We start from the raw sequence: 25279 nt of genomic DNA, 5'->3' as shown, positions 1-25279 counted from the left end.
AGTTTTAACGCTTTTAAAGTGATCGGCTTTGATTAAGATTATTCTAAATAACTAAAGTATTAAATTAACCTGCCAAGCTTTGCCCCAATGACTCAAGCAACAAACCCAATTCCTTTAGAGACTGCAAATCCTTTCCTCTCGCTCAATTACGAACCGGCGATGGAATCGTTGGGTGAGGATTATTTTGATTTTGTGGAGGCGGCAGAGTTCCCTCAGCAAATTTTGCGCTTTCGCAATAATGATGTGCTGGCGCAACTTGGTTTAGATCCGATCAATGTCACAAATCAGCATTTTATTGAGGCATTTGGCCACTTTGAGAGTGTGCGGCCTTTTATGGCTTTGCGTTACCACGGCTATCAGTTTGGTGAGTATAACCCGCAATTGGGCGATGGGCGTGGTTTTCTCTATGGTCAAGTGCGCGGTGTGGATGGAGAACTTTACGACTTTGGCACCAAAGGCAGTGGCAGAACGCCTTATTCTAGAACAGCGGATGGCCGGCTGACCCTAAAAGGGGGTGTGCGCGAAGTATTGGCGGCTGAGATGCTGCACCGGATGGGTGTGAAAACTTCACGCTGTCTGTGTTTGATAGAAACCGGCGAACAGCTATGGCGAGGAGATGAACCGTCTCCTACTCGTTCATCGGTGATGGTACGTTTTAGCCGATCACATATTCGCTTCGGTACGTTTGAACGGTTGCACTATTTCAAGCGAAAAGATTTAATTGAAAAGCTTTTAAATCATGTCATTGAGTGCTATTATCCGGCGATTCATAATCATGCGGATGCACAAGAAAAATACGGGCTATTTTATGCAGAGTTAGTGCAGCGAGTCGCAGAATTGACGGCACAGTGGATGGCAGCCGGTTTTTGTCATGCGGTGCTAAATACGGATAATATGTCAATCACCGGCGAAAGTTTTGACTATGGGCCGTATGCGTTTATTCCCACCTACAATCCGAATTTTACAGCGGCCTATTTTGATTATTACGGGCGCTATAGTTACAGCAATCAACCGGGGATCTGTCGTTTAAATTTAGAGATGCTTCAGCGTCCGTTAGAGGCGGTGATAGATCCAGCAGCGATGGAAGCCGGTTTGGCGAAGTTTGAGGAGTATTATCATCAGAAATACCGGCAGTTGATGCTAAATAAGTTGGGATTTGCTGAGGTGCCGGTGGATGAGGCCGAAGAGTTATTAAAGTTAACGATTCAATTGCTGCACAAGACTCAAGTTGGTTATCACGATTTCTTTATTGAATTGAAGAAACAGTTTTCTCCAGATTGGCGGGATGATGCAAGCCTGATTTTTAAAGAAGCTGAGCCGGCAGAGGTTTTAAATCCTTGGCGGCAGTTTTACTATCATCTGTTGCAGCAAACTTCGGCGGCAGAATTGGATGAAATGAAAGGCCGGTTGCGGCAGCACAATCCAGAACAAGTGTTGCTTAGACCAGAAATTGAAGCCATTTGGGAGCCAATTGTCGTTGAAGATAACTGGGAACCGTTTTACGCCTTGTTAAAGCGCATCAAGTCTCCCGATTAAATTGGCTATCCCAGAAATTTTAAGTATTTTGATCACAAACCTAATGATTTCTCAGAGGTAATTGAATCAATTGCCTCTGATTTTGTGTCAATAAGTTTAGCAGCATAAATCATTTAGTTGAGTTTAACTTATAAAATATTTTAAGGCTGTTGTCAACATCTTCGGACATAATACTCCTGACAGATGACACAATAAATTTTGTAAATTAAATTAGAATTAATTGTTGTTTGCCTGAGAAGTATATGCTCATCTCCTCAAAGCCCCTGAAAGATGTCTTCCATTGCCCAGAAGAATCAAATTTTTACTCTTACTGTTTAGATACATTAGTTTTAAATCATTGCGCTCATCATCAAGTGATCCTTGAATTTGGGGCGGGAGATGGAACTCCGATTATTAATTCATTAATGAGAACTCGCTTTGATGGCAAAATCCACGGATTTGAACTTAACCCTTTAGCTTATAAAACCGCTAAATCTAATATAGAAGAATATGAGCTTAGTGATAAATATATAATTCACAATACCTCTTTCTTTGATGCTTTGCGACCAAAAGCCGAGTATCTTATCTCAAATCCGCCCTATCTGCCGGCAATCGATGACAAGATTTATCAACCTCTTTTACACGGCGGGACAGATGGCTCGAAAATTACCAGACAGCTTTTAACTTTAGGCTATGAAAATGTCTTAGTGATGCTGTCTAGTTATTCCAATCCCCAAGGGTTGATTGAATTTGCTAATTCTCAGGGATACCGCACGGCTGATTTTACCGTTACCCCGTTACCTTTCGGTTATTACAGCTCTGAATCTAAGGTGAAAAACATGATAGCCGAGTTGCGTGAAAAAGGTATGGCATTTTATACCAAAAACATTTATCTGTTGGCCGGCGTTTTATTCACCCAAAGTTATAAATCTACCCCAGATTTATCGAGTGAACTGAGTCAGGTGATAACATCTTTATAAACAACTGGGGGGCTAGAAAAGTCGAGTGGCAGCGATCAACTTAATATGACAGCAATTAAAAACCCGGCTTCAAGAAACCGGGTTTTTTGCAATCTTTATTTCTGTTCCGCTTCCCGCGCTGAACGTACAACTGCTGCACCGGCACGATCACCCATCAATTTTTCTTGATCATATCCGAGTAGGAGTTCCCAAGCATTTTCGGGATACTTTTCAGCCAGTGGCAAAGCGACATCATCCAACATCCAACGTCCATGCCGTTCATCTTCTCGGATGTGGAGTTCCCAATAACCCATTGCTGCCGCTGAAAGTTCCAAACGTTGCGCGGCTGCGAGATAATTTCTGTAGGCTGCCGGTCCGGCTACTTCAAAATAAGTTAGTCCACCGTTGTAGCGTAGGAAATGACGTTTGCAGTCGGTTAGCAAGAAGTTATGATTAGCGCAAGCAAGAACTTCCCAAGGCACCAAATCAAAGTAAGATTCCGGTTCGGTATTCATCCCAAACTCTTCTAACATCTGGGCAAAATAGGTAGAATGTTTGCGGGAAAGGCGACCGTTGCCGTACTCTTCAATCAGCACCCGTGTTAGTGTTGATTGCACCTCATTTGCCGCACCGCCTAGGATAGCGCACATTCGGCTTCCTTCCACTAAGCCATCAAATGAGCCAATTGCTAGCACTCGCCGGTAGCCGGTTTCACTCATTTGTTCGCGCAGATACCGGCTGTCTTCAGACAGGGGGGGGTTGAGATCCGCATCGCCGCGATCTAATAATGCTTGTTTAACTTGTGCGACGTTTAATTGTTGAAGGGTTGCCACATCAAGTTGTGCGAGTTCCCACTGCTGCCAAGCGGCTTCAATTTGATCGCGCACGGTTTGCAAATAAGCTGATCGCTCGTTAGTATAGCGCCGCAAATCATCATACCAAAATAGTTTGAGCCGGTTAATTCGATAAAGTACGCGGTGCAAAAAGCGGTGTGCTGAATTATCGCCAGCCGATTCTCCATAAGCCGCTTTAATTGCTGTCGTGAGTGCCTTTTCAAAATTACTCACGATAGAGGGCTTCGCGGCTACTTTTTTATCTAAATTCTCCATTTCAAGCAGTTCTATAAATTCCTGCTCTGCTTGATCGTAGTTAATTGCTGTCAGTTGAATTGCTGGCATACTCATCGGCTTTAATTTTGCGTTAGCGCTCATAAATACTATGTGTGAACTTTTTTGATAGTAATGCTGTTTTAATCGCACGTTCCTCAGTCTGTGGGGGGAAATTGAGAGTGCCAAAAGAGGGAAATAAAGCAGACTATCAAGGCTGCAAATTTATCTAAATTCGGGTTATCAATCTGATTTATAGGTTTAATTTAGGCTGCAATCAGGACTGAGGCAGAATAGACTTTTTACATACATTGATTTTTTGAATTTAATAAGCGCCGATAAACGCAGATGGGAATAACCGGCAGCTAGCGGGTATCTGAGATAAACGCAGATGGGGAGAATCAGCAGATAACGGATGTCTGCCGGCAGGCGATTTTGTACAAGAGGTTTGATCTTAAGAGACGCTCAAGCCGGTACTAAACCTATTTTCAACTTTAGTAGGAATCTGAATTACAAACTCAGCGCCTTCACCGGCAGTGGATTTGCAGTAAAGTTTCCCGTTGTGTTTTTCAACAATTATTTGATAGCTAATTGCCAAACCGAGTCCCGTACCTTTACCGACGGTTTTTGTGGTGAAGAAGGGATCGAATATTTTTTGCAGAATGTCTTCTGGAATGCCAGGGCCACTATTAATGATGCGGATTTCTACATAGTTGCCTTCTAAAAGTTGTGTGCGAATTCCAATCGTACTGGGATTTTCTTTAATTTCTTCTAAAGAGCGTTGTTGGTTGTAATCATCGATTGCATCAATGGCATTCGTAAGCAAATTCATAAACACTTGATTGAGCTGGCCGGCATAGCACTCCACAAGAGGCAATTCCTCATACTCTTTAATCACCAAAATTTCCGGATGTCCAGGCTTCTCTTTGAGTTGATTTTGTAGAATTAATAACGTGTTTTCTAGACCCTCGTGAATGTCAACAGGTTTCATATCCGATTCATCCAGACGAGAGAAGTTTCTCAAAGAAAGCACAATTTGACGAATCCGCTCGGCCCCCAGTTTCATGGAAGACATAATTTTTTGAAAATCGTCTATTAAAAATTCTAGATCAATTTCTTCTATCCGGTCTTGAATTTCAGGAGCCGGCTTGGGGTAATGCTGCTGGTATAAATCCAGCAGATCCAGTACATCTTGCAAATATTCATTAGCAGGCTGAATATTACCATAAATAAAGTTAACGGGATTGTTAATTTCATGAGCCACCCCAGCCACCATTTGACCGAGACTTGACATTTTTTCAGTTTGAATTAATTGAGTTTGTGTTTGTTGCAACTCTTGCATGGCTTGTTCTAGCTCTTGAGCTTTTTCTCGATATTGGCTTTCTGATTGTTGCAGTGCTGCCTGGACTTGCTTGCGTTCTGTAATGTTCTCCAACATACCCAAAGCATAGCAAGCAGCACCGTTTCGATCACGAATTAAGGTGACAGTCAAATTCCCCCAAACAATTTCTTGATTTGGCTTGAGGTAGCGTTTTTCAATTTGATAAATGGCGAGTTGGCCGGCTATCATCTGCTTGAATAAAGAAACATCTAGCTCGATGTCTTCTGGGTGTGTGACTTCCTCAAACGTTCGCATATTTAGTTCAGAGCCGGTATACCCCAACATCTCACACAGCACTTTATTCACTTGCAAGAGTTGATGGGTCTCTAAACTCACAATTGCCATGCCGATAGGAGCATCTTCAAAGATGCTGCGGAAGCGCTCCTCAGCCTTTTGAATTTCATCAAATAAACGGGCATTTTCTAAAGCCGTGGCGATCTGTCCTGCTAAAGTATTAAACGTTTCTAGATCCGTCTCACTGAAGCGATGGGGCTGACTGTCTTGAATATCGAGCACTCCTAGAAACGTGCCACGAGTGATCAGCGGCACCGTCACCTCAGAACCGGCTCTTGATGATTTCAAACCGGCTTCTAAGGATGAGGCGCTGCTGAAATCATCCACCCATATTGTTTCTTGGGTGCGGGCAACAAGGGCGACAAGGCTATCATTTGCGTTGAGAGGGATGCTATTACTCTCGAATTTCTCCCCTTTACCCGGCGGGATAGAATCAGCCCGTGCAATCAATTGATTTGTCGTTTGATCGAGCAAATAAATCCGCACATAATGCAATTTAAATCGATTTTGCATCAGAGTGATCGCTTCACGCAAAAGCCGTTCAGGTTCAAGAATTGAGCGCGAAAGTTCACTCACCGCAACCGTAACGTGTTGGCTAATTTCCAGTTCACGGGTGCGATCTTCTAAGCCTTTAAATAGTTTACCCACCTGCTCGGCCATTGTATTAAAACTGGCAGCGAGTATCCCAACTTCATCTTTAGATCGGATAAAGGTGCGAGCGTTGAGATTGCCGGCAGTGAATTGAGTAACGGTGCCGGTTAAATTAATTAGAGGTTTAGCCAGCAATTCTCCGATTGTGATAGCGGCAAAGACAACAACTCCGCCAATAATTAAAGCCAGCAACAGCGTTTGATAGACTTGCTCTTGCACTGGCTCTAAAAAAGCCGCTTGAGACTGAACGAAAACCACAAACCACGGTTGCGTTTTTAACTTTGTAACTGCTGCGGCTTTCAAGTCATTACTGTTAGGGCTTAAGAGTGTTGTAAAGAAAGGAGTGTTTGCAGCGTTTTCTAAACCTTGCTTAAAAGCCGGCAGGTTGGTTGATATATCTGCTGTTGAACCTTGGGGCAACCGTCCCTCTGTTTGCAAGGCTTTCACTTTAGCCGGCGGTAGCGGCATCAGTGATTTAAACATTAACTCTGGTGCATAGCCTTGAGCTAAACGGATGTAATTTTCGTCTAGCACAATTGCATAGGAATCAAGTCGTCCCACGAGGTCAGTATTTTGAGTAACCAATCGTTGAATTACCGCAGCATTATAACGAACACGCAGCACGCCAAGTATTTGCCCAGACGCATTCCGCACGGGACTACTGAAAAACAGACTTGGCAAATTAGTCGTTGGAGAATACCGAATAGGCGATACGAAAGGTAAGCCGGTTTTGACTGGCTGCTGAAAGTAATCCCGATTAGATTTATCTTGATCGATATCCGGTGTGTGTGTATCCAAAACATTTCGGCCCTGGCGATCAATCAGCGCGTAAGACGAGATATTCAAGGTATCTTTACGGCTAAGGGAGCGTAAGATCGCCTCAACTTCTTCAGCTATATTTTGTCTCTGATCGTCCGGTAAACTTAAATATTTAGCTAGAGCCGGAAGCTGAGCCTCAACCCGCACAGCATCAAGATTAGAACTGATAAAAGCATCAAGACTTAACGCAGTTTGGGAAGCTGCTGCTAAGAGGGTTTGATTAGCATTATTTGTTAGCGCCTTTTGTGTGGTTCGTAAATTTAATAATGAGAGCAGCAGTAAGGGAAGAACCGCCACACCTAAAAACGAAAAGATCAGCTTACTACGGAGGGAAGAAATTTTAAATGATTTCATGATTTGGTGAACTTATTGCAATTGCCGGATAAAAGACAGATGAATGAGTTTTTGAAGCTCGGCTATCGCACTGATTTGGTCTATCCGGATAAAGGAATCAAGATACAATGTGTAACCGGCATGAATATTGCCTTTTGCGTGGAGGCTCAGATTTAGAGATTATAAAGCGCATTCCCTTGCCGGCGGTGAGCAGCAAAATATTGAGCAAGAACAAAGACACAAAGCGGATCAATTGAAATTTCATGCTGGATCGTCTATTTTTGAACTGACAGGGGAGCCTTTGCTTTTAAATTTTAAATGATTTTGAATTTGAAAAAATCATAAAAATTCAAATACAAAAAACTCTGATAAGCTAGAATTAATTTTCTCGAATCGGAGGTTTAAAACTATTGTAGCTGCTGTACAAAAGAGGGAAGAATTAGTTTTTGAAGATCCGGTGCGGTGCTTAGCCCACCAGTGCGAGTATAAAAATCGGCGTACAATTGGGCTGTATAGTACAGTGAGTCTGTGGTAGACCCTGGAGTTAGCGCTGCGAGATTGTTTTTCAAATCCTGTAACTCAATACCCTCGGTTGAAATTTCCTCTGGTTTGAGATTGAGCGTTTTTGCAATCAGCGTTTTGGTTTCCTCTGGATTTGCCTTCCAGTAGTCTTGGGCTTGAAACCAGGCTCGGATAAATGCTCGCACATCATCTGGGCGATCTCGTAACACATTGCTGCGAAATACAACGACATCTGGAATCAAACCAGGTGTTTGCTTGCTGGTGAATAGCACTTTTGCTCCGGATTGGACTGCTTGAAACACATAGGGTTGCCAGGTTTGCCCAGCTTGAATGTTACCGTTTTTTAAGTTTTGTACGATAGTTTCGGCTTCTAGATTGACCAGTGTTACATCGTTGGAACTTAGACCATTTTTTTCCAACATTTTTGTGACAAACAATTCTCCAAAATTGCCCAATTTAACACCAATTCGCTTGCCCTTTAAGTCAGCCACGCTTTGAATGTTGGACTGACTCACTACAGCATCAGCGCCCGTAGAGCGATCAGTAATTAAAATAATATGGGAGTCAGTAATTTCCTCAATACTGCTCATGAAGCTACCGAGTGTTATTGCCATACCATCATAGTTGCCGGCACTGAAATTAGCCAAGGGTGCTAGATGATTTTCTGAATAAACGAGTTCGACTTTCACCCCTTGCTGAGTGAAAAATCCTTTTTCTTGAGCAATTACTAGCGGAAAATACCCCGGCCACAAACTGTAAGCGACTGTTAGGGGCGGTGGCTCAGATTTGGAGGTGACAGAGGGTTTTCCATTGCAGGCAGTGATCAGGGCAATACTAAGCAAGAACAGACACACAAAGCGGAAAAATCGAGATTTCATGGTGAACTGCTATTTTTTAAGAAAAGTTGGGTTATGTTTTTCGCAGTTGATATAAGAGCCGGCCTACGAGTGAATCAGCTATTTCAACTGCTGCACAAAAGAGGAATCGATAATTTTTTGAATGTCGGGCGCAGCGCTCAGTCCTCCTGTGCGAATGTAAAAATCGGCATATAATTTGGCGGTATAGTACAGCGACTCTGTCGTTGTGCCTGGAGTCATCGCTTTTAAGTTGTCTTGCCGGCTAAATAAGTCGATGCCATCAAGTGAAACTTCTTCAAGTTTTATCTTCAGTTTTTTAGAAATTAGTGTGTTGCTTTCTTCTGGATTACTTTGCCAGTAATCTATGGCTTGGAACCACGCTCGACTAAATGCTTGTATATCATTGGGGCGATTGCTTAATACCTTATTGTCAAAGACAATAACACTGGGAATTAAACCGGGCGTTTCGTTAGAGGTGAATAGCACCTTTGCGCCGGCTTTCACTGCTTTAGATATATAAGGATTCCAGGTTTGGCCGGCTTGAATGTCACCCCTTTGCAAGCGTGCTGGAATCGCTTCCGCTTCCGTATTAACCAAAGTAACGTCATCGGTGGTTAAACCATACTTCTCTAGCATTGTGGTGACAAACAATTCCCCAAAATCACCTATTTTGGTGCCGATCCGTTTGCCCTTCAAGTCGGCTACGTTTTGAATATTGGGTTGCCCAAGCACAGCGTCACCACCTGCCGATTGATCGGTTACTAAAACAACCCGCGCATCTGGAGTTTTCCCAATAATACTCATCAGGCTTCCTATAGATGTCGTGACTCCATCATATTTGCCGGCGCTGAAGTCAGACAAAGACGTTATATAGTTTTCTACATAGACAGGTTCGACTTTCACTCCCTGTTGGGTAAAAAACCCTTTTTCTTGGGCAATGATCATCGGAAAAAATCCGGGCCATTGGATATAAGTAACTCGTAGGGGCGCTGACTCTCGATGAGAAGTCAGGGTTTTTGTGCCATTGCAAGCTGTAACGAGTAGAAGACTCACTAAGAAAAGACAAACAAAGCGGAAAAATCGGTATTTCATATTAATCGGCTGATTTTGTGACTGAATTGGGTGATGCTGTGTTTCATCCTGACTTGACAAAAAGCTCAATAAGTGTTGATTTGAAAATTTTTACTTCTTTAGAATCAAAGCTAGCTGCTCGTTTGGATGCTTTACCTTGGCTATCAGAGAAGCTGAACAATAGTAAATGCTACCTGTTTGAGAATTCCCTATTTTTTCAAGAATTTAACAAAGGCATTGTTGGAAAAAAGTCAATATCGTAATGTTGTGTAAACAAAACTAAACTTTTTTGGCGCGACTGAGGAAAATTTGTTGTTTAGCGCTTTAAATATTAAATAAGTTAGACCCATCTTGCATTTTGTTACTTGAGCCGGCAAAATGTCCGAGCCGGCACTCCAAGCAAGATATCTCTAAAATGAGCGTTTGAGATAAAAGTAATGCGCTCCTGTTGAATTCTTATAGTGTCATGAAAAACCCAAAGCAGCTCAGCAGACGGCAAAAATTCCGGCATAAGTTTGGCTTCACCGGCTTGTGCATTGTGCTCGGCTTCCTGTTTGTGTTAGGTTTCAAACTTCTATTGGGGATGCCGGCATTCACTCAAACACCCCAAGTGAGAGTTACAGTGTTGCTGAACGCCCTGGAAGCCTCGCAGTGGAAGACATTGCTGATGCAAGACTTCAAGGCGCAAAACCCAGATATTGAGTTAGAAATTATTGAAGGGCCAAACGCGACTAATTTAATTGAAGACCTTTACACGTCCGCTTTTCTATTAGGAGATTCGCCCTACGATTTAGTTTATATGGACATCGTTTGGGTGCCAAAATTTGCTGCTGCCGGCTGGCTGAGGGATTTATCTGACAAAGTTTCTGATAAAGAATTAGCCAATTTTATACCCGGTGATGTGAATGGCGGGCGCTATGAAGGCGGGTTGTATCGAATGCCCTTCCGTTCTGATGTCGGGATGCTTTATTACCGCACAGACTTGCTGAAACAGGGGGGATATAAGCCACCAGAAACCTTTAACGAGTTGCTTGAAATTAGCAAAGCATTGAAAAAACCTGAAGGAAATCGCTGGGGTTACCTCTGGCAGGGGCGGCAATATGAAGGACTAGCCGCGATGTTTGTAGAGGTGCTTGAAGGTGCCGGCGGCTTTTGGGTAAACCCGGAAAATGGGGAGGTTGGACTCGATAAACCGGCAGCCGTGGAAGCCGTAAAATTTCTACGACGTACAATAGAAACCGGCGTTTCTCCCGGTGGCGTCACGACTTACGGGGAAGAAGAAACCCGCCAGTTATTTCAAAGTGGGAATGGGGTGTTTTTACGCAACTGGCCTTATGTCTGGTCACTGGCAGAAGATTCGGCAATTGCCGGCAAATATAATATCAAGCCGATGGTTCACGCACAAGGTAAAAACAGCGGCGCTTGCCAGGGCGGTTGGGGTATGGGAATTGCCAAAACCTCGAAACATCCAGAAGAAGCTTGGCGAGTGATTCAATTTTTCAATCGGCCTGAAATTCAGCGCAAATTTATCCTCGGAACCGGCTATGTTCCCAGCCGGCGATCATTGTTCACCGATCCACAAATTGTTGCGAAATACAGCCACTATCCGCAACTCTTAAAAGTTACAGAACAATCAGTTTTACGCCCACCCATCGCCCAATATTCCCAAGCATCCGATATTTTGCAGCGTTATCTAAGTGCAGCATTGACAAATCGAATGACTCCAGAACGGGCAATGAAAGCCGCAGCAAATGAGACGCGCCGGTTGCTAGTAACTCGACGTTAAAAATAGACCCAGAAAAAAGACAAAAACATCACGTCCTGCTATTAACCCCACAGTTAACTCATCTGTGTTTATCTGTGGCCAAAAAAAAGGTATCTGCAAAAATACAATTTTAATAATGAAACAAGACACAATTCAACAACGAGAACAACTAACCGGCTGGATATTAGTCGCACCGGCATTACTCCTGTTACTTTTTGTATTTGCTTATCCAATTGGGAGAGCATTCTGGTTAAGCTTTTTCGCGCAAAATTTGGGGACAAAATTAGAACCCGTGTTTGCCGGCTTTGCTAATTACGGGCGGATGGCTGGGGATGGCCGGTTTTGGCAAAGTCTTTGGAATACAACAGTCTTTACCGTTTCCACTGTTGTCTTAGAATTGATTTTGGGAATGGGTATCGCCTTAGTCCTTAATCAATCGTTTCGTGGACGCGCAGCCGTGCGAACCATTGCGATTTTACCGTGGGCGCTGCCAACAGCAATTATGGCTTTAGCTTGGACGTGGATTTTTAATGCTCAATATGGGGTTTGGAACGATATTTTGCTCAGGTTGGGATTGATTAAAGAAGGCATTAATTGGTTAGGAGATCCGACGCTGGCAATGATGGCGGTGATCGCAGCGGATGTGTGGAAAACGACGCCATTTATTAGTATTTTATTACTTGCTGGGTTGCAATCGATTTCTTCTGATCTTTATGAAGCTCATGCAATTGATGGGGCGAATCCTTGGCAGAGTTTTCGGCAAATTACTTTACCTTTGCTAATGCCGCAAGTTTTGATTGCGATGTTATTTCGATTCGCGCAGGCATTTGGTATTTTTGATTTGATTGCGGTAATGACCGGCGGCGGGCCTGCCGGTGCGACGGAAGTTGTGTCACTCTACATTTATGCGACGGTGATGCGCTATTTGGATTTTGGCTATGGGGCGGCTTTGGTTGTTGTGACGTTTTTATTATTGGTTGCGGCGGTGGCAATTGCGAGTTTTGTGTTGTCAAGGTTACGGGCTAAGGCTGCCGGGGTTAATTGATTTTAATGTATTGAAGGGGGAGAATTTTTTAACCGCAGATGCACGCAGATAAACGCAGATGGTTTAATCGCGATGAGTCACGGATTAATTTTTCGGATTTTTTAACCACAGATGCACACAGATAAACACAGATGGTACGGATGTTTTTAGGGCGGTGATTGAGAGATTTACTAGGATTCTTAAAGTTTTATCTTAAAATGAAAGGAAGCAGCTATGGCACTTAATTCTTTGAGCAATGATTCGCCAAGTAGGGAAAGTAAGTTTTCTATTCAAAAAGTTATCCTTTGGGTGGCTGTTGTGTTAATTGTAATTTTTACCCTAGCGCCGGTGTTGTGGCAGTTACTTACTTCTATTAAGGTAAATCAAGCGATTTCTGCGATTCCAAATATTTACTTTCCCCGTCCCAATCAATACACTCTCACTCACTATATTGAACTCTTCACTCGTCGTCCTTTTTTCCGCTATATTTTAAATAGTGCTTTTGTATCGATAATTTCTACTGCGCTTTCTTTGGCAATTGGCGCACCGGCAGCTTACGCTTTGGCAAGATTGAAAATTCCGGGTGAAAAAATTATTCTAGCCGGCATCCTAATTGTGACTCTATTTCCTTACATTCTACTATTTTTAGGATTGCTAGAAATCATCAAAGCAACGGGCTTGGCAAATAACTACCTCGCCTTGGTTATTCCCTACACTGCTATCAATTTGCCCTTAACGATTCTGGTTATGCGTAGTTTCTTTCAACAACTGCCGCGTGATTTAGAAGATGCCGCTAAAGTGGATGGTTACAACACTTGGCAAATGCTTACCCAAATTGTCTTACCGATGACGGTGCCGGCAATGGTAACAACCGGCATTTTAACCTTTATCTTTGCCTGGAATGAATTTCTCTTTGCCCTTACTTTCATCACCCGTGAAACGATGAAAACGATTCCTGTAGCTGCTTCCCAAATCGGGGGATCGACTGTATTTGATATTCCCTACGGCCCACTAGCGGCTGCTACAATTCTCGGTACATTTCCTCTCATTTTGCTAGTCCTATTCTTCCAGCGTAAAATTGTACAAGGTTTAACAGCCGGTGCTGTTAAAGGATAATTTCAGCTTAAAAATACTCTAATCCTGTAATCATCAAAAAAAACCATGTCAAAACTTGAATTAAAAAACCTCAACAAAACCTATACGCCTAAAGTTATTCCCGTTAAAGATATCAGCTTAACGGTAGATGACAATGAATTTCTCACCCTACTTGGCCCATCTGGATGTGGTAAATCAACGACCCTGCGATTAATTGCCGGCTTAGAACAACCTACACGAGGAAAAATCTCAATTGGCGAACGCGATGTCACTCATTTAAGTGCCGGCGATCGCAACATTGCAATGGTGTTTCAAAGTTATGCACTTTATCCGCACATGACGGTTTATGAAAACATGGCATCCGGTTTAAAACTTCGTAAAATACCTCGTACAGAAATCCATCAGCGCGTTGATGAAGTTGCTAAAAAGCTGGGACTGGAAGAGTTGATGGATCGTAAGCCAGGGCAAATGTCTGGGGGACAGCGGCAGCGTGTTGCCCTCGGACGCGCTTTGGTTCGCAAACCCGATGTGTTTTTGCTAGATGAACCGTTAAGTAATTTGGATGCGCTGCTGCGAGAACGGGTTCGGGCTGATTTGAAACAACTGTTTGACGCGCAATCTGTGCCGGTGGTTTATGTAACGCACGACCAAACAGAAGCGATGACGTTATCAACGAAAGTGGCGGTACTTTCTAATGGAAATGTGCAGCAGTTAGATGCGCCGCAACGGATTTATTCACATCCAGCAAATCAATTTGTTGCCGGCTTTATTGGGAGTCCCCAAATGAATTTACTAACGCTAAATTGTCAGGGACGTGATGCAATACTGGGCAATTTTAGAATTCCGCTGCCGGCACTGCCAACGGTTCCATCACAAATTGTTTTAGGGATTCGTCCGGAAAATGTACACTTAGCTGAACCGGCAGCGGAACAGACGATTCAAGGTCAGGTATTTTTGGTGGAGAATTTAGGGATGCACAATTTAATTAGTGTGCGCGTCACCGGCAGCACTGAACAAGCAGAACCCATGACGCTGCGTACTTTGTTGCCGGCAGATCAAAAGTGGGGTGGAGAGGTAATCTCACTAACGTTACCTCCACAGTCGATTCACTGGTTTGATGTCACAACCGGCGATCGCTTAGAATTTGCGCGTTAATCTCAGCAAAAATTACAATTTGGTTGAAAACACAAAGGAAGGTTAAGTAACCTTTTCGGTTGCGATTCTTTGCATTGAAAAAAGGTTTGAATGTCTTAGCTTATTTGCCTAGCGACTAAGGAAATTAAAGTTGTATTTTTCTACAGCATTCAGCAAATTGTTTAATCGAGCGCCAAACTCATGAGTTCGATAAATTGGGCGATACCATTGTTGTTTTGTAAAGATTGCTTTAGCGAGTGGATGGCAAAATATCAGTCCTTTACGGGCGTAAATTGAAGTTTTCATCACATACCGCTTGACCCAATCTGTATCGATTAAATCTTTTTCTGTAACTTGCCGCTGAGAAAGCCAAGGATATTCAGCTTCTTTGACTGATGCAGCAAGATAATCTGTCCATTGAGAGTTATAGACGATAGTTTGTCCGCGCAAAACATCGTAAGGTCTGACAAACTCTTCATCATAGTATAAATTGGTATAGTTGGCTACTCCACCTGCGCCGGTTAACATAATTTCAGCCCTTATCCCATCTCCTAAACAGATAGTAGTTTGGTGGCCGCCCGTTATGATCCATTCTACAAAAATGATTTCAACCGGCGCTGGATATCCAAAGATATATTCAAATAACAACTTAGGCGGCAATTCTGGAGCCACTTCAATTCTTTGGGCTTTTCCATTGACAAATGCGATCCTAAACTCTCCATCTGCTGGAAAGTCTGGAAAGAATTTTTGCAAGCCTTTTATAGGATAATTGACAATGACTTCCCGATCAACCAATGGCTTACCAAAATATCCTTCTATCGTTCCAAACGATTGATTGAGTACATAACGTCCCATAGTTTTTTTGGACTCCAAACGATAGATTTATGGAATTTGGGGAATTGGAAACCTGTTTTAGTGTAGCACCGGCACGATTTAATGCTGGCGCAACCAAAATGTTTAAACCTTAAACTGTTGCTCTAATTGGCGATATTTGGGCACGCCAATAATTTGCTCGAATTCTTGAAAGTTCATTAAATCCTCGAAGCCGGCAGTGGTGCCGTGTTCTTTTAAATGGCGGAAACAATTCGCCATTGCTTTTGTTGCAGCAAACAAGCCGGCAAGCGGAAACACTACAATTTTATAGCCTAATAGTTGCAATTCTTGGGCGGTGAGTAGGGGTGTTCTTCCCCCTTCTATCATATTGGCAAATAGCGGCACATCGGGAAAAGCCGATGCAATTGCTTTTAAATCTTCAATTGACTGCGGCGCTTCTATAAAAATAATATCTGCGCCGGCTTCGTAATAAGCGCGTCCTCTGCGAATCGCTTCTTCTAATCCTAATGGTGCGCGTGCATCCGTTCGACCGATAATGACTAAGCCGCTAGCGCCTCTGGCATGAACGGCTGCTTTAATTTTTTCGACGTGTTCTTCTGCGGAAATTACGCGTTTTCCTTCCATGTGACCGCATTTTTTCGGCCATTCTTGGTCTTCTAAAAGGATGCCGGCAACTCCCAATTGTACGATATCGGTAACAGTGCGGATGACGTTGAGGGGGTTGCCATAGCCGGTGTCGATATCTGCAACGAGAGGGATGCTAATTGACTGTGCAATGCGTCCGACGCTGTAGAGCATTTCAGTGCCGGTGAGCAAGCCGTAATCTGGGCGTCCGAGGGTTGAGCCGGCAATTCCGAAACCACTGGTAAACACGACCTCAAAGCCGAGTTGTTCGACCATTTGAGCGCCAATACAATCATAAATACCAGGGAGTGTGAGAATGCCAGGTTGTTCGAGAATTTGACGCAGTTTTTGGGCTTGAGACATGAGAGTTTAGTTTGTATTTGTTCTTTTTTATTAATACCTTATAAAGTAAGCGCAGAGAAATGATGTTATTTTTTTATTTTCTACTTTCACTTCTTGACACATAGTAATTTTATCTAATTAGTAAGCATTGCGAAGTTAAAAAATTCCGGCTTATTTAATAATTGAATATTTCAATATTCATAAATAAAATTATTATAAAAATTTAATATGTAAATTTTGATAGATATAAACATATTAATTTTTTAAGTATTATTAATAATTTAAATACTAAAAAGCATCAAGGCTTCTAATTTTTTGATGTTTTAGACAACTTGATAATTAACGAAATTTTTTAGTTTATCTAAACCTTGATATACTAAAGTTTAGAAATCATCATGAAAAATGGAGATTTTCCAATGATCGAACAGGGGATAGCCTCTGTCAATATGTGCGTAGATATTTTTCTGGCTTGTCACGATGCCATTAATCAAGGAGCGTTAATTCAGCGAACAAGCCGGCAAGATAAAGAGTTTCATTTCCAAAACTGGTTTGAGGCAAGACTGCAAGAGTTGGAAATCCACTATGATCAGAAAGGTCGGAACTCATACCCTGATTTCAGTTTAGTTCAAAATCCTGAAGGATATGAGGTTAAAGGTCTGGGGTGGCCAGGAAGAGAAGCCGATTATGATAGCAACAGCCAAGTTCCAACCGGCTACCATAACGGTCGAACCATTTATTATGTTTTTGGGCGATATCCATCAGCCGTGAATGAAAACGAGTATCCAGTGATTGACTTGGTAATCTGTCATGGAGACTTTCTCAACGCAGCCCATGAGTACGTTCATAAAAATAAGAGTTTTACAGGGTTCGGAAGTTATGGAGATATCAAGATTCGTGACCGAAAAATGTATATCGCGCCAACACCTTATGGACTTCTTCATGGCACGGATCGGCAAATAACCCTCATCCTTCCTGAGAATTCTTCCCCAGAGCCTAGGCTTGATCCCGTTGGCCATTTGATTCGCACGGAAACTAATCAGCTAATCGTTGGCTATTCATTTGATATGATTACTAATCAGCTAACGCCCCAATATGGCAATAACCCCAGCGCTGGGCAAATTCATTCCTTTATTGCATACCGAGCTAAGGGTATTCTTGGCCCTCAAGTGAGTCTGAAGAATCCGTGAAAGTTAGAAACAGCAGCAATTATTCTGTCCTCAGCCTTTTCACAGGTGCCGGTGGGCTAGATTTGGGTTTTGAATTAGAGGGCTTTAAGCTTATAGAAGGCATCGATATTGACCCTTGGTGTATTAAAACCTTAAAGGAAAATCGACCACACTGGAACGTTATTTCAGGGGATGTCTGTTCCTACAATCCCCAAATTAAACAACAGCCTGATGTGCTGCTTGCCGGCGTTCCTTGTCAGGGATTCTCTCTCGGTGGCAATCGCAATAACTATGATACGCGTAACCTACTTTATAAAGAAGTAATTCGGATTGCAAAAATTTGCCAACCAAGGGTCATTGTTATCGAAAATGTGCTAAATCTTCGCACAATGAAAACTCCTGATACCGGACGACCTTTTGCACAGCAAGTTGCTGCTGACTTGGAGCAGCTAGGCTATGAAGTTTTGTCCGATATTTTCAAAGTTTGCTATTACGGAGTACCCCAAACTCGCCGGCGCTTTGTGTTTGTCGCATTTCTCGGAGGACGCCCCTCAAGATACTTTTTGCCAAGACCAGACTCAGAAACAACTATTAGAGAGTTTCTCTACGATCTGGCGCAATCTAGAGTAACTAATTTGCCAAATCATCAGCCTGAGTGGGGTTTCAAAAGTGCAGTTCACATTGAAACCGGCCAGCCATTTGTTCCGGGTGAGGAAATTGTGCCGGTGCGTTTGTCGAGAACTGCCTCTGATGGCAACCCCATTCGCTCATTTGATGCACCATTTCCGGCAATTGACACGGCAACAATTTGGGGCTGGGCGCAAGGAAATGTTGTGGCGGCGAGACATCACAAAGATAGACTCAATGGAAAATTTGTCAGAAATCCCGAAGCAGATGTAACGCTTTGGCGGGTTTCAGCTTCGCGTCTGAGGTCATTCACACATCGAGAATACGCACGTTTGCAGACTTTTCCAGATGATTGGGTTTTTATCGGAGGAAATAAGCGGGATATTCATCTGCAAATTGGCAATGCTGTACCAGTGCGGTTTGCACAACAAATCGCAAGAAATATTAGAATTGCTCTCGAATCCCTCGACCAAAATTTAGCTTTTTTTGATGAGATGGCAACGGGGAATCTGCTGCTATTTTAAAGAGTGATTTCCCCTATCTATCTGCATTCATCTTTTGTTCAAATTACAACCCCAAATCCACCGCAACTCGGTGAGCACAGGCAAACCCGGAAAAAGCTACCGCATTTAAACCTTGCCCTGGAAATGTACTGTCGCCAACACAATACAACCCCGGAATTGATGTGCGGTTAAATGGCATTCCTAGCAACCCTAATAACTTGCGCTGGGGAATCGGCCCATAGGTGCCATCTTCACGTCCTAAAAAGCGTCGGTGAGTTCGTCCCGTCCCGACTTCCATGTAATCTAATCCCGCATCTAAACCGGGGAAAATTTTCTCTAGCCGATCAACAATTCGCCAACCGGCCTCCTCTTTTTTCTGTTCATATTCGCCGGCAGATAATCCCTGCCAATCATCTATCCAATTGGGGGTAAATGTATGAATGATGTGATAGCCTTTGGGGGCTAAATCTGGATCTAATAGGGTGGGAATGGATACGAAAATCGTGCCTTCCGGATCTTCCATTCGCTCCCAATCTTCTAGGACAATGTGATGACAATCGGTATCCGCCGGCAGCACACTCGCCTCAACTCCCAAATGCAAACTTAGGAAGCTGGGAGACTTCTTATACCGTTCTTGCCATCTCTTCTCAGCCGCCGGCATCTGATCTGCCGGCAACAACTTCTCAAACGTATCCCAGCGCGTTGCATTCGAGACTATTCGCTTAGCGCGATATACTTCGCCGTTGACTAGCTTGACGCCAACTGCACGCCCCTTTTCTGTGATAATCTCACTGACTTTGGCTTGGTACTGAATCTTGCCGCCAGCCTTTTCCAAGCCTTCCACGAGTTTTTCCGCAATTTTGCCAACCCCACCTTTCGGGTAATTAATTCCCCCATAATGCCGATCTGAAAACACCATGCCGGCATTAATCATTGGGGTTAAATCTGCCGGCACAACAGACCAGCAATAACACTCCATATCAATAAACTTCAACAAGGCGGGATCGCTAATGTAGCGCTTAGCAATATCCCCAACATTTTGCGGCAAATACTTCACCAACCCCAGACACGCTAAAGGATGCTGGAAAAACACGCGCATCAAATACCCTAATTCTTCCAGCGACAGCAATTCCATCGCATTTAGGCAGTTGAAAACCTTCCAGCATTCATCGTAAAATTTGCGAATCCCTTCCCGCTCGTGGGGAAAATAACGGATCAGCTCTTGCAAAAATTTCTCATAGTCTTTGTGAACTTGCAGATCCAATCCCTCCGGTAAATGATAGTGAATCTGCACCGGATCGGGAATGGTTTCCAAACTAACATCAACTGCTTTCAGCGCCCGCGTGAGCAGATTTGTAGTGCCGCGTTCGCCAAAGCCAAAAATCATCGACGCACCCACATCAAAGCGATAGCCTTCGCGCTCAAAATAGCCGGCACTCCCGCCCGGTATCAGATAGCTTTCTAGCACCAGCACTTTGGCTCCCTTGGCCGCAAGTTGGGTTGCTGTGACTAATCCGCCAATGCCAGATCCGATAACAATGGCATCAAAAACCGAGGCTTGCAGGTTGGGGTTTGAGGGTTGGAAAGAAGCTGCGGGCATGGAATTGTGGGTGACGAAACATTTCTTTAATGTATCTTAACCGCTTGCCACACCGGCAATTACTGCCCCTAAAAAAAAAGCACGGGATCTGTCTGTTCAGACTTACCGATCCCGCTTGCCGATTCTTAGAGAGGAGAACACTGAAAGCTAATATAGCTGTTGTTGAAAAAGATTGTCAATACTTACTGAAAATTATTTTCAAAAGCTGGAAATCCAAGGCGGACACATCAATGAAGCCGGCGCACCCAGAAGGGAGTATGATATTGCAGGTCTGTAACCCTTGCCACTCATCCGAATTTCCTGCTTATGACGCTTCAAATGCGGGTCTATGTTCCACCCCATCCCTTAATCAAACACTGGCTGGCTGTCGCTCGTGACGCTTTGACGCCACCGGCTTTGTTTCGCAGCGCCATGACAGAACTGGGACGCTGGCTGACTTATGAAGCGAGTCGAGATTGGTTGCCAACGGAAGAAACTACCATTCAGACGCCTTTAGCAACTTGTCCGGCGACGATGGTGAATCCAGAGGTGCCGGTGGTGGTGGTGCCAATCTTGCGGGCGGGGTTAGCCCTACTGGAAGGCGCACAGATGGTGCTGCCTTTAGCGGCGATTTATCACCTCGGCATGGTGCGGAATGAGGAGACGCTGCAAGTTAGCTGTTATTTAAATAAGTTGCCGGCGCGGTTAGATCCGAAGACGCGGGTGCTAATTAGTGAACCGATGCTGGCAACCGGCGGCACGATGATGGCGACGATGGCAGAATTAACTCAGCGGGGCGTTGATCCTAGCTTAATTCGGATTATTTCTGTGGTGACAGCCCCACCGGCACTGCAACAGCTGAGTGTCGCTTACCCCAATTTAAACGTTTACACAGCCGCGATTGATGAAGGACTGAACGCTCAGGGGTTTATTGTGCCCGGTTTAGGCGATGCCGGCGATCGGACTTTTGGCACTTGAGAAACTGGGGCGATAAACACGGTGCTTTCATTCAAGTCGGCATCAGATTATCGCTCTCCCACTCAGCACTCCCTCTCCCCCACTCAGCACACAGCACTCAGCACTCAGCACTAATCCCTAGTAGGCATGGTGAGCAGCCAACAGTTAAGCTGAAGGTTATAGAAAATTACGGCAGATAAACAATGAGTAATCGAGATGGTTTCGCCGGCGGCTTTTTCGCTGGAGCCTTAGTAGGCGGCTTGGTGGGTGGGGTTTTGGGAGTGCTTTTATCTCGACGAACCGAGGAAAGCGCCCCATCAGAGGAGAGATTACGCAGTTCCAGCCGGCCAGAAGCTAAGGCAATTCGGGCCAGAACTCGGCAGATCAAAGAAGAAACGATTGAAGTGGCGCGTCGCAGTTTAGAGGATAAGATTGCTCAACTGAACGACGCAATTGACGATGTGCGTCTGCAACTGAACAATGTCAATGGAGCGCCGGCAGCATCGGAAATTGAGCGTTCCCTACCCAAAGATAGTTGACCGGCTGCCAAGTCGTCCTTTCCCGGCACTCACCACCTGCGCCGGCCTTTGAACAATGCTGACGCTTGCCCAAATCGATTAAACTAAGTGAAGTTAAACAGCCTGTGAAATAGCAAAGGAAGCTTTAACCGCTATGTCTTCTGTCGTCGTACTGCTGATTAATACCCTGAGTACCTTTCTAAGCATTTATTTGGTACTTTTGTTTATTCGGATTCTCTTGAGCTGGTTTCCGAATGTTAACTGGTTTGACCCGCCCTTTTCAATTGTTGCTCAGTTAACCGATCCCTATCTCAACGTCTTCCGCTCTATTATTCCCCCCCTAGGTGGCATTGACTTTTCCGCCATTCTTGCAATTATTTTGCTGCAAGTTATCCAGTCGATTCTTCCCTCTCTTTTGGGAGCATTTGCCTTGCAGGGGGCATCGGCTTTCTAGTTTCAAGGCTTGTTTAAAGCTTGCCGTGCGACTTCATAAAAATCTGGAAGCGAACTTATTAGAGATTTAGCTGGTAACGCTTTCTTGAACCCAGTTATGGGATAAACCTTGCGATAGTGTACCAGCTAAACACAGCTTGAATTAGCGGCGAACTTTGCCGGCAAATCCTGCTGCTTTAAATTGTTCCAGTTTCAGGGGAGTCGGCTGATTGGCTGCTACAGAGATTCTTAGTTCAAAATCACTCGCGCCTGGAGGAATTTCTTCAATTGAGCCGAGGCGGGTTCGGTTGGGCATCACGTTGTTGTTATTGGCATCGAAGATGCGACCGAAAATATCGGCATCGTAAACCGTTTTACCCGTCGTATTGTTGGCTTTGCCGGTGACGATAAAGCAGTTGGCAACCATTGGGTTTCCGCCGCTGGTGACGGTTCCTTCTGCCACTTCTGCTGGGCAATCATGGTAGGAAATATCGGTCAGTTTAATTTGAGTTAACGCCCATGCCGGCGGCGTTATCAACCAAGTGGCTATCCCGATGAGACAGGACACAATGGCAACAGCAAAGGGTCGCATTCGCATCTTTACCATTCCCTTAACTCCCTAATAATTGAATAATTTTTTGGCAGCAACTCTTACCTTCAGCTTACAGTTAAAACCGAAAAATTAAAAATTAAAAATTCGTTCGTTAGTTGAATTTGCCGGCTCCTTTGATACAAAGCTGTAAGCGAATCGAGGGCGAGTTGCAGCAAATTAGAGGGTATTTCGCTGATAGATGTGGTTTTAGATAGTAGCCGGCAACGATAAAACTTGAGTTTAATTCTTGACTTTTAATCCCAAGTGTTGCGTTAAAGATTGGCGCATGACATCCACCGGCACAGGTTGCTGCAGCCACATTTGCAAAGCGGTTGCGCCTTGTTGAACCAGCATTTCCAGTCCATCAATGGCAGTTGCGCCCATTTCCGCTGCGACTTTTAGGAATTGCGTGGGGTTTGGGGTGTAAATTAAGTCGTAGGCAATTGCACCGGCATTTAAGTTTTTCATTTCATCTGCACTCACCGGCATCTGATCAACTTGCGGGTGCATCCCCACCGGCGTGGTATTCACCAGTAAATTTGCTTGAGAGATCAATTGCGGCACTTCTTCCCAAGTGTGAATTGCCGGCACCGGCACAGCGGAATTCACCCAACTTTGCTGAAACGCGTCTAATTTCTGCCGGTTACGCCCGATCACATGAATTTCTCGAATGCCTAACTCTGCACAGCCGGCAACCACTGCCCGCGCCGCACCGCCTGCGCCTAAAATCACGGCGACTGTCTGGCTCCAATCTCGATTGTATGCTTTCAGGGGAGCGACAAAACCCTCAACATCGGTATTTGTGCCGGCCCAACTTGTGCCGGTGTGCCAGACGGTGTTGACTGCGCCTACGGCTTGGGCAATAGGGGATATTTCTGATAACAAAGGCATAATTGCCTGTTTGTGAGGAATGGTGACGCTAAATCCTCGCAAATTGATCGCCGCAAAACCGGCAAGTGCGACTTCTAAATCTGCCGGTTTAACCGGCATCGCCAGATAAACATAATCCACGCCCAACTCGGCAATCGCGGCATTGTGCATCACCGGCGACAGAGAATGTTCAATGGGAGAACCGATCACCCCTAAAAGTTTTGTCGTGCCTTTAATCACAGATATCCTCACATTTTGATCGCATTGAACGGTTATAAATCAAACGCATCTTTGCCTTGCGGGATGCCGGCAAAGGTATTTTTCACAGCAAGGGCAAGCCGGTTTAAGTCTTCTTTTAACAGCGGTGGCCATTCCACACCCGCGCGGTAGCCGGCTTCAAATAACTGTATACTTTCAACGGCGATTGAATACAAGGCGAGTACGAGTTGCCGGTCAAGATCGGGATTTTCGTGCAAAGCATCGCCGATGATTTTCACAGCCAGCAAAATCGAAGTCATTTGCCCTGGCACCGGCGGCTTACCTTCCTTGAGCAGCATCAGGAACGCATCGGGATTTTTCTGAGTGGTCAGAGCGGTTCCCTGTGAGAGGATAAAGTTACGGGCTGTTTTGTAATCCATAAATTAGAATAAGCGATTTTGGATCAGAGATTTGTTAACGATTGCGTTAAGCATCTCAGATTTTACTGTTATATAGAATAGCTTGGTCTAAAGGAATAGCGAGCCGGTTTTGTGCCGGCGTGTCAAAATCAATTTCCAAGCAGAGGAATCTAACCGCAGAGTTGAGTGCCGGTTGATCACGCTTGCAGTTACACCCGGATCTTTTATCTGCCGGCTGCATTTGAATTGTAATGCCGGCGCAACCATCTTATAATTTAGCTTTCACAAAGGTAAGTACAATACAACTCCCTTCCATTCTGGTTGCTCACTACAATCTATCAGCAGTAACAACTCATCGATCACTTGTCGAACCGGCATTCGGTCATTTACTACAAATAACCCCGCCATCTGTTCTCCTCTAGCCAAACGTTCATAAGCAAAGTCTGGCATAGTTGCACGATCATGGGTTAGAAGAATGCGCTCATTGTTTGCCGCCCAATCTAAAATCGCTTGATCGTCTACTTTCCGCAAACCGACATCCTGAACCCGAACTAGATCTAGGTCAGGTTGACGCAGAAACAGTCCTCGAACAATGTCACCATTAAAATTTTCATCGCTTAGCAATCTCAACATACCACTGCTAAGATTGCTGTTGCGATAACAAGCGAGAACGAATCTGACTCAAATCAGGTTGAATATTAGACAAACGTTGCTGTACAGACTCCGCTAACTGCTCTCTTTGATTCAGGTACATTTCTACAGAATTTTGATGCCGAAGATAGTAACCGATTGTGTTGTAGACATCAGACAATGATAAAGTTGAATACCGATGAACAATAGACTCAGGGGATGCGCCATCTTGAAATGCTCGGATTACAATCTCTAGCAAAACCCTTGAATTTCCAACTCGAATCGCTCCAGTTTCATCTTCCCAAAGAGGAGGTGTCTCACGCTCTAAAACGAGAATCATGGGTTCATTTTTGTGTCAGCTACACCATGATTGTAGCTTAATATAAGGCATAATTTCTTAGTACAAACCTCAAAGCATCGCCTCACGCTTAACGATGAGCTATCTTGATAAAGCTCTCTATT

The 25279-nt window shown here is 44.2% G+C and carries 23 protein-coding genes; 11 read left to right on the top strand and 12 right to left on the bottom strand.

The genetic code is table 11. The annotated features are described in order from the left end of the window. Window positions 1-87: 87 nt before the first annotated feature. Together H6F73_RS05530 and H6F73_RS05525 are read left to right on the top strand one after the other, a co-directional pair. The gene (locus tag H6F73_RS05530) at window positions 88-1536 is read left to right on the top strand and encodes a YdiU family protein (protein ID WP_190757800.1); all 1449 of its coding nucleotides are present in this window, start codon (window positions 88-90) and stop codon (window positions 1534-1536) included. Between the two features lie 242 nt (window positions 1537-1778). After that, on the top strand, window positions 1779-2495 hold the full coding sequence (locus tag H6F73_RS05525) for a methyltransferase (RefSeq protein ID WP_190757799.1): 717 nt from the start codon (window positions 1779-1781) through the stop codon (window positions 2493-2495). 95 nt (window positions 2496-2590) lie between these two features. Here the strand turns inward: H6F73_RS05525 and H6F73_RS05520 are convergent, their stop codons facing one another. The 4 genes from H6F73_RS05520 to H6F73_RS05505 form a co-directional block, all read right to left on the bottom strand. Beyond that, a complete protein-coding gene (locus H6F73_RS05520) occupies window positions 2591-3652 on the bottom strand; it encodes an iron-containing redox enzyme family protein (RefSeq protein ID WP_199330432.1) in 1062 nt (353 codons plus the stop codon). A 382-nt stretch (window positions 3653-4034) separates the two neighbouring features. Next, window positions 4035-7079: an ATP-binding protein gene (locus H6F73_RS05515; RefSeq protein WP_190757797.1), complete on the bottom strand. Its 3045-nt coding sequence runs from the start codon at window positions 7077-7079 to the stop codon at window positions 4035-4037. Between the two features lie 386 nt (window positions 7080-7465). Further along, the gene (locus tag H6F73_RS05510; RefSeq protein WP_190757796.1) at window positions 7466-8458 is read right to left on the bottom strand and encodes an aliphatic sulfonate ABC transporter substrate-binding protein; all 993 of its coding nucleotides are present in this window, start codon (window positions 8456-8458) and stop codon (window positions 7466-7468) included. Window positions 8459-8536: 78 nt separating this feature from the next. Next, window positions 8537-9529, bottom strand: a complete 993-nt coding sequence (locus tag H6F73_RS05505; RefSeq protein WP_190757795.1) for an ABC transporter substrate-binding protein — start codon at window positions 9527-9529, stop codon at window positions 8537-8539. A 562-nt stretch (window positions 9530-10091) separates the two neighbouring features. On the opposite strand from H6F73_RS05505, the gene H6F73_RS05500 reads away from it, so the two are divergent. The 4 genes from H6F73_RS05500 to H6F73_RS05485 all read left to right on the top strand — a co-directional run bounded on the left by H6F73_RS05500 (window position 10092) and on the right by H6F73_RS05485 (window position 14547). Continuing rightward, the gene (locus H6F73_RS05500) at window positions 10092-11294 is read left to right on the top strand and encodes an ABC transporter substrate-binding protein (RefSeq protein WP_242072373.1); all 1203 of its coding nucleotides are present in this window, start codon (window positions 10092-10094) and stop codon (window positions 11292-11294) included. Between the two features lie 115 nt (window positions 11295-11409). Further along, entirely contained in the window at window positions 11410-12318 is a 909-nt protein-coding gene (locus H6F73_RS05495) for a sugar ABC transporter permease (RefSeq protein ID WP_190757793.1), read from the top strand. Window positions 12319-12531: 213 nt separating this feature from the next. Next, complete coding sequence (locus tag H6F73_RS05490) at window positions 12532-13413, top strand: carbohydrate ABC transporter permease (RefSeq protein ID WP_190757792.1); 882 nt, start codon at window positions 12532-12534, stop codon at window positions 13411-13413. A gap of 45 nt (window positions 13414-13458) precedes the next feature. Then, window positions 13459-14547, top strand: coding sequence for an ABC transporter ATP-binding protein (locus H6F73_RS05485; protein ID WP_190757791.1), 1089 nt, complete (start codon window positions 13459-13461; stop codon window positions 14545-14547). A gap of 108 nt (window positions 14548-14655) precedes the next feature. Here the strand turns inward: H6F73_RS05485 and H6F73_RS05480 are convergent, their stop codons facing one another. Together H6F73_RS05480 and H6F73_RS05475 are read right to left on the bottom strand one after the other, a co-directional pair. Continuing rightward, complete coding sequence (locus tag H6F73_RS05480) at window positions 14656-15381, bottom strand: YARHG domain-containing protein (protein WP_190757790.1); 726 nt, start codon at window positions 15379-15381, stop codon at window positions 14656-14658. Between the two features lie 102 nt (window positions 15382-15483). Further along, the gene (locus tag H6F73_RS05475) at window positions 15484-16347 is read right to left on the bottom strand and encodes an oxaloacetate decarboxylase (RefSeq protein ID WP_190757789.1); all 864 of its coding nucleotides are present in this window, start codon (window positions 16345-16347) and stop codon (window positions 15484-15486) included. Between the two features lie 374 nt (window positions 16348-16721). On the opposite strand from H6F73_RS05475, the gene H6F73_RS05470 reads away from it, so the two are divergent. Both H6F73_RS05470 and dcm read left to right on the top strand, forming a co-directional pair. Beyond that, entirely contained in the window at window positions 16722-17513 is a 792-nt protein-coding gene (locus H6F73_RS05470) for a hypothetical protein (protein WP_242072342.1), read from the top strand. After that, window positions 17510-18643 (top strand): DNA (cytosine-5-)-methyltransferase, encoded by a 1134-nt coding sequence (dcm, locus tag H6F73_RS05465; RefSeq protein ID WP_190757788.1) that lies wholly within the window; start codon window positions 17510-17512, stop codon window positions 18641-18643. Before H6F73_RS05470 ends, dcm begins: the two co-directional genes overlap by 4 nt. A 43-nt stretch (window positions 18644-18686) precedes the next feature. On the opposite strand, the gene crtH is transcribed toward dcm, so the two are convergent. Next, the gene (gene crtH / locus H6F73_RS05460) at window positions 18687-20222 is read right to left on the bottom strand and encodes a carotenoid isomerase (RefSeq protein WP_190757787.1); all 1536 of its coding nucleotides are present in this window, start codon (window positions 20220-20222) and stop codon (window positions 18687-18689) included. 306 nt (window positions 20223-20528) lie between these two features. On the opposite strand from crtH, the gene upp reads away from it, so the two are divergent. The 3 genes from upp to H6F73_RS05445 all read left to right on the top strand — a co-directional run bounded on the left by upp (window position 20529) and on the right by H6F73_RS05445 (window position 22130). Then, window positions 20529-21179 carry a uracil phosphoribosyltransferase gene (gene upp, locus H6F73_RS05455; protein WP_190757786.1) on the top strand — a complete coding sequence of 217 codons (651 nt, stop codon included), beginning with the start codon at window positions 20529-20531 and terminating at the stop codon, window positions 21177-21179. 182 nt (window positions 21180-21361) lie between these two features. Continuing rightward, window positions 21362-21697, top strand: coding sequence for a hypothetical protein (locus H6F73_RS05450; protein ID WP_190757785.1), 336 nt, complete (start codon window positions 21362-21364; stop codon window positions 21695-21697). Between the two features lie 133 nt (window positions 21698-21830). Continuing rightward, window positions 21831-22130 (top strand): YggT family protein, encoded by a 300-nt coding sequence (locus H6F73_RS05445; RefSeq protein WP_190757784.1) that lies wholly within the window; start codon window positions 21831-21833, stop codon window positions 22128-22130. Window positions 22131-22271: 141 nt separating this feature from the next. Here H6F73_RS05445 and H6F73_RS05440 read toward each other — a convergent pair whose 3' ends face one another. The 5 genes from H6F73_RS05440 to H6F73_RS05420 all read right to left on the bottom strand — a co-directional run bounded on the left by H6F73_RS05440 (window position 22272) and on the right by H6F73_RS05420 (window position 25157). After that, window positions 22272-22706: a hypothetical protein gene (locus H6F73_RS05440; RefSeq protein WP_190758320.1), complete on the bottom strand. Its 435-nt coding sequence runs from the start codon at window positions 22704-22706 to the stop codon at window positions 22272-22274. A gap of 234 nt (window positions 22707-22940) precedes the next feature. Continuing rightward, window positions 22941-23810 (bottom strand): shikimate dehydrogenase, encoded by an 870-nt coding sequence (locus H6F73_RS05435; protein WP_190758319.1) that lies wholly within the window; start codon window positions 23808-23810, stop codon window positions 22941-22943. Between the two features lie 32 nt (window positions 23811-23842). Continuing rightward, a complete protein-coding gene (locus H6F73_RS05430; protein WP_190757783.1) occupies window positions 23843-24208 on the bottom strand; it encodes a Dethiobiotin synthetase in 366 nt (121 codons plus the stop codon). A gap of 261 nt (window positions 24209-24469) precedes the next feature. Further along, entirely contained in the window at window positions 24470-24820 is a 351-nt protein-coding gene (locus H6F73_RS05425; RefSeq protein ID WP_147682323.1) for a DUF5615 family PIN-like protein, read from the bottom strand. Window positions 24821-24827: 7 nt separating this feature from the next. Continuing rightward, complete coding sequence (locus H6F73_RS05420) at window positions 24828-25157, bottom strand: DUF433 domain-containing protein (protein WP_190757782.1); 330 nt, start codon at window positions 25155-25157, stop codon at window positions 24828-24830. Window positions 25158-25279: the final 122 nt, after the last annotated feature.

This window comes from Microcoleus sp. FACHB-68 (assembly GCF_014695715.1).
Classification (GTDB): domain Bacteria; phylum Cyanobacteriota; class Cyanobacteriia; order Cyanobacteriales; family Oscillatoriaceae; genus FACHB-68.
This window is presented reverse-complemented; position numbering and strand designations above follow the sequence as displayed.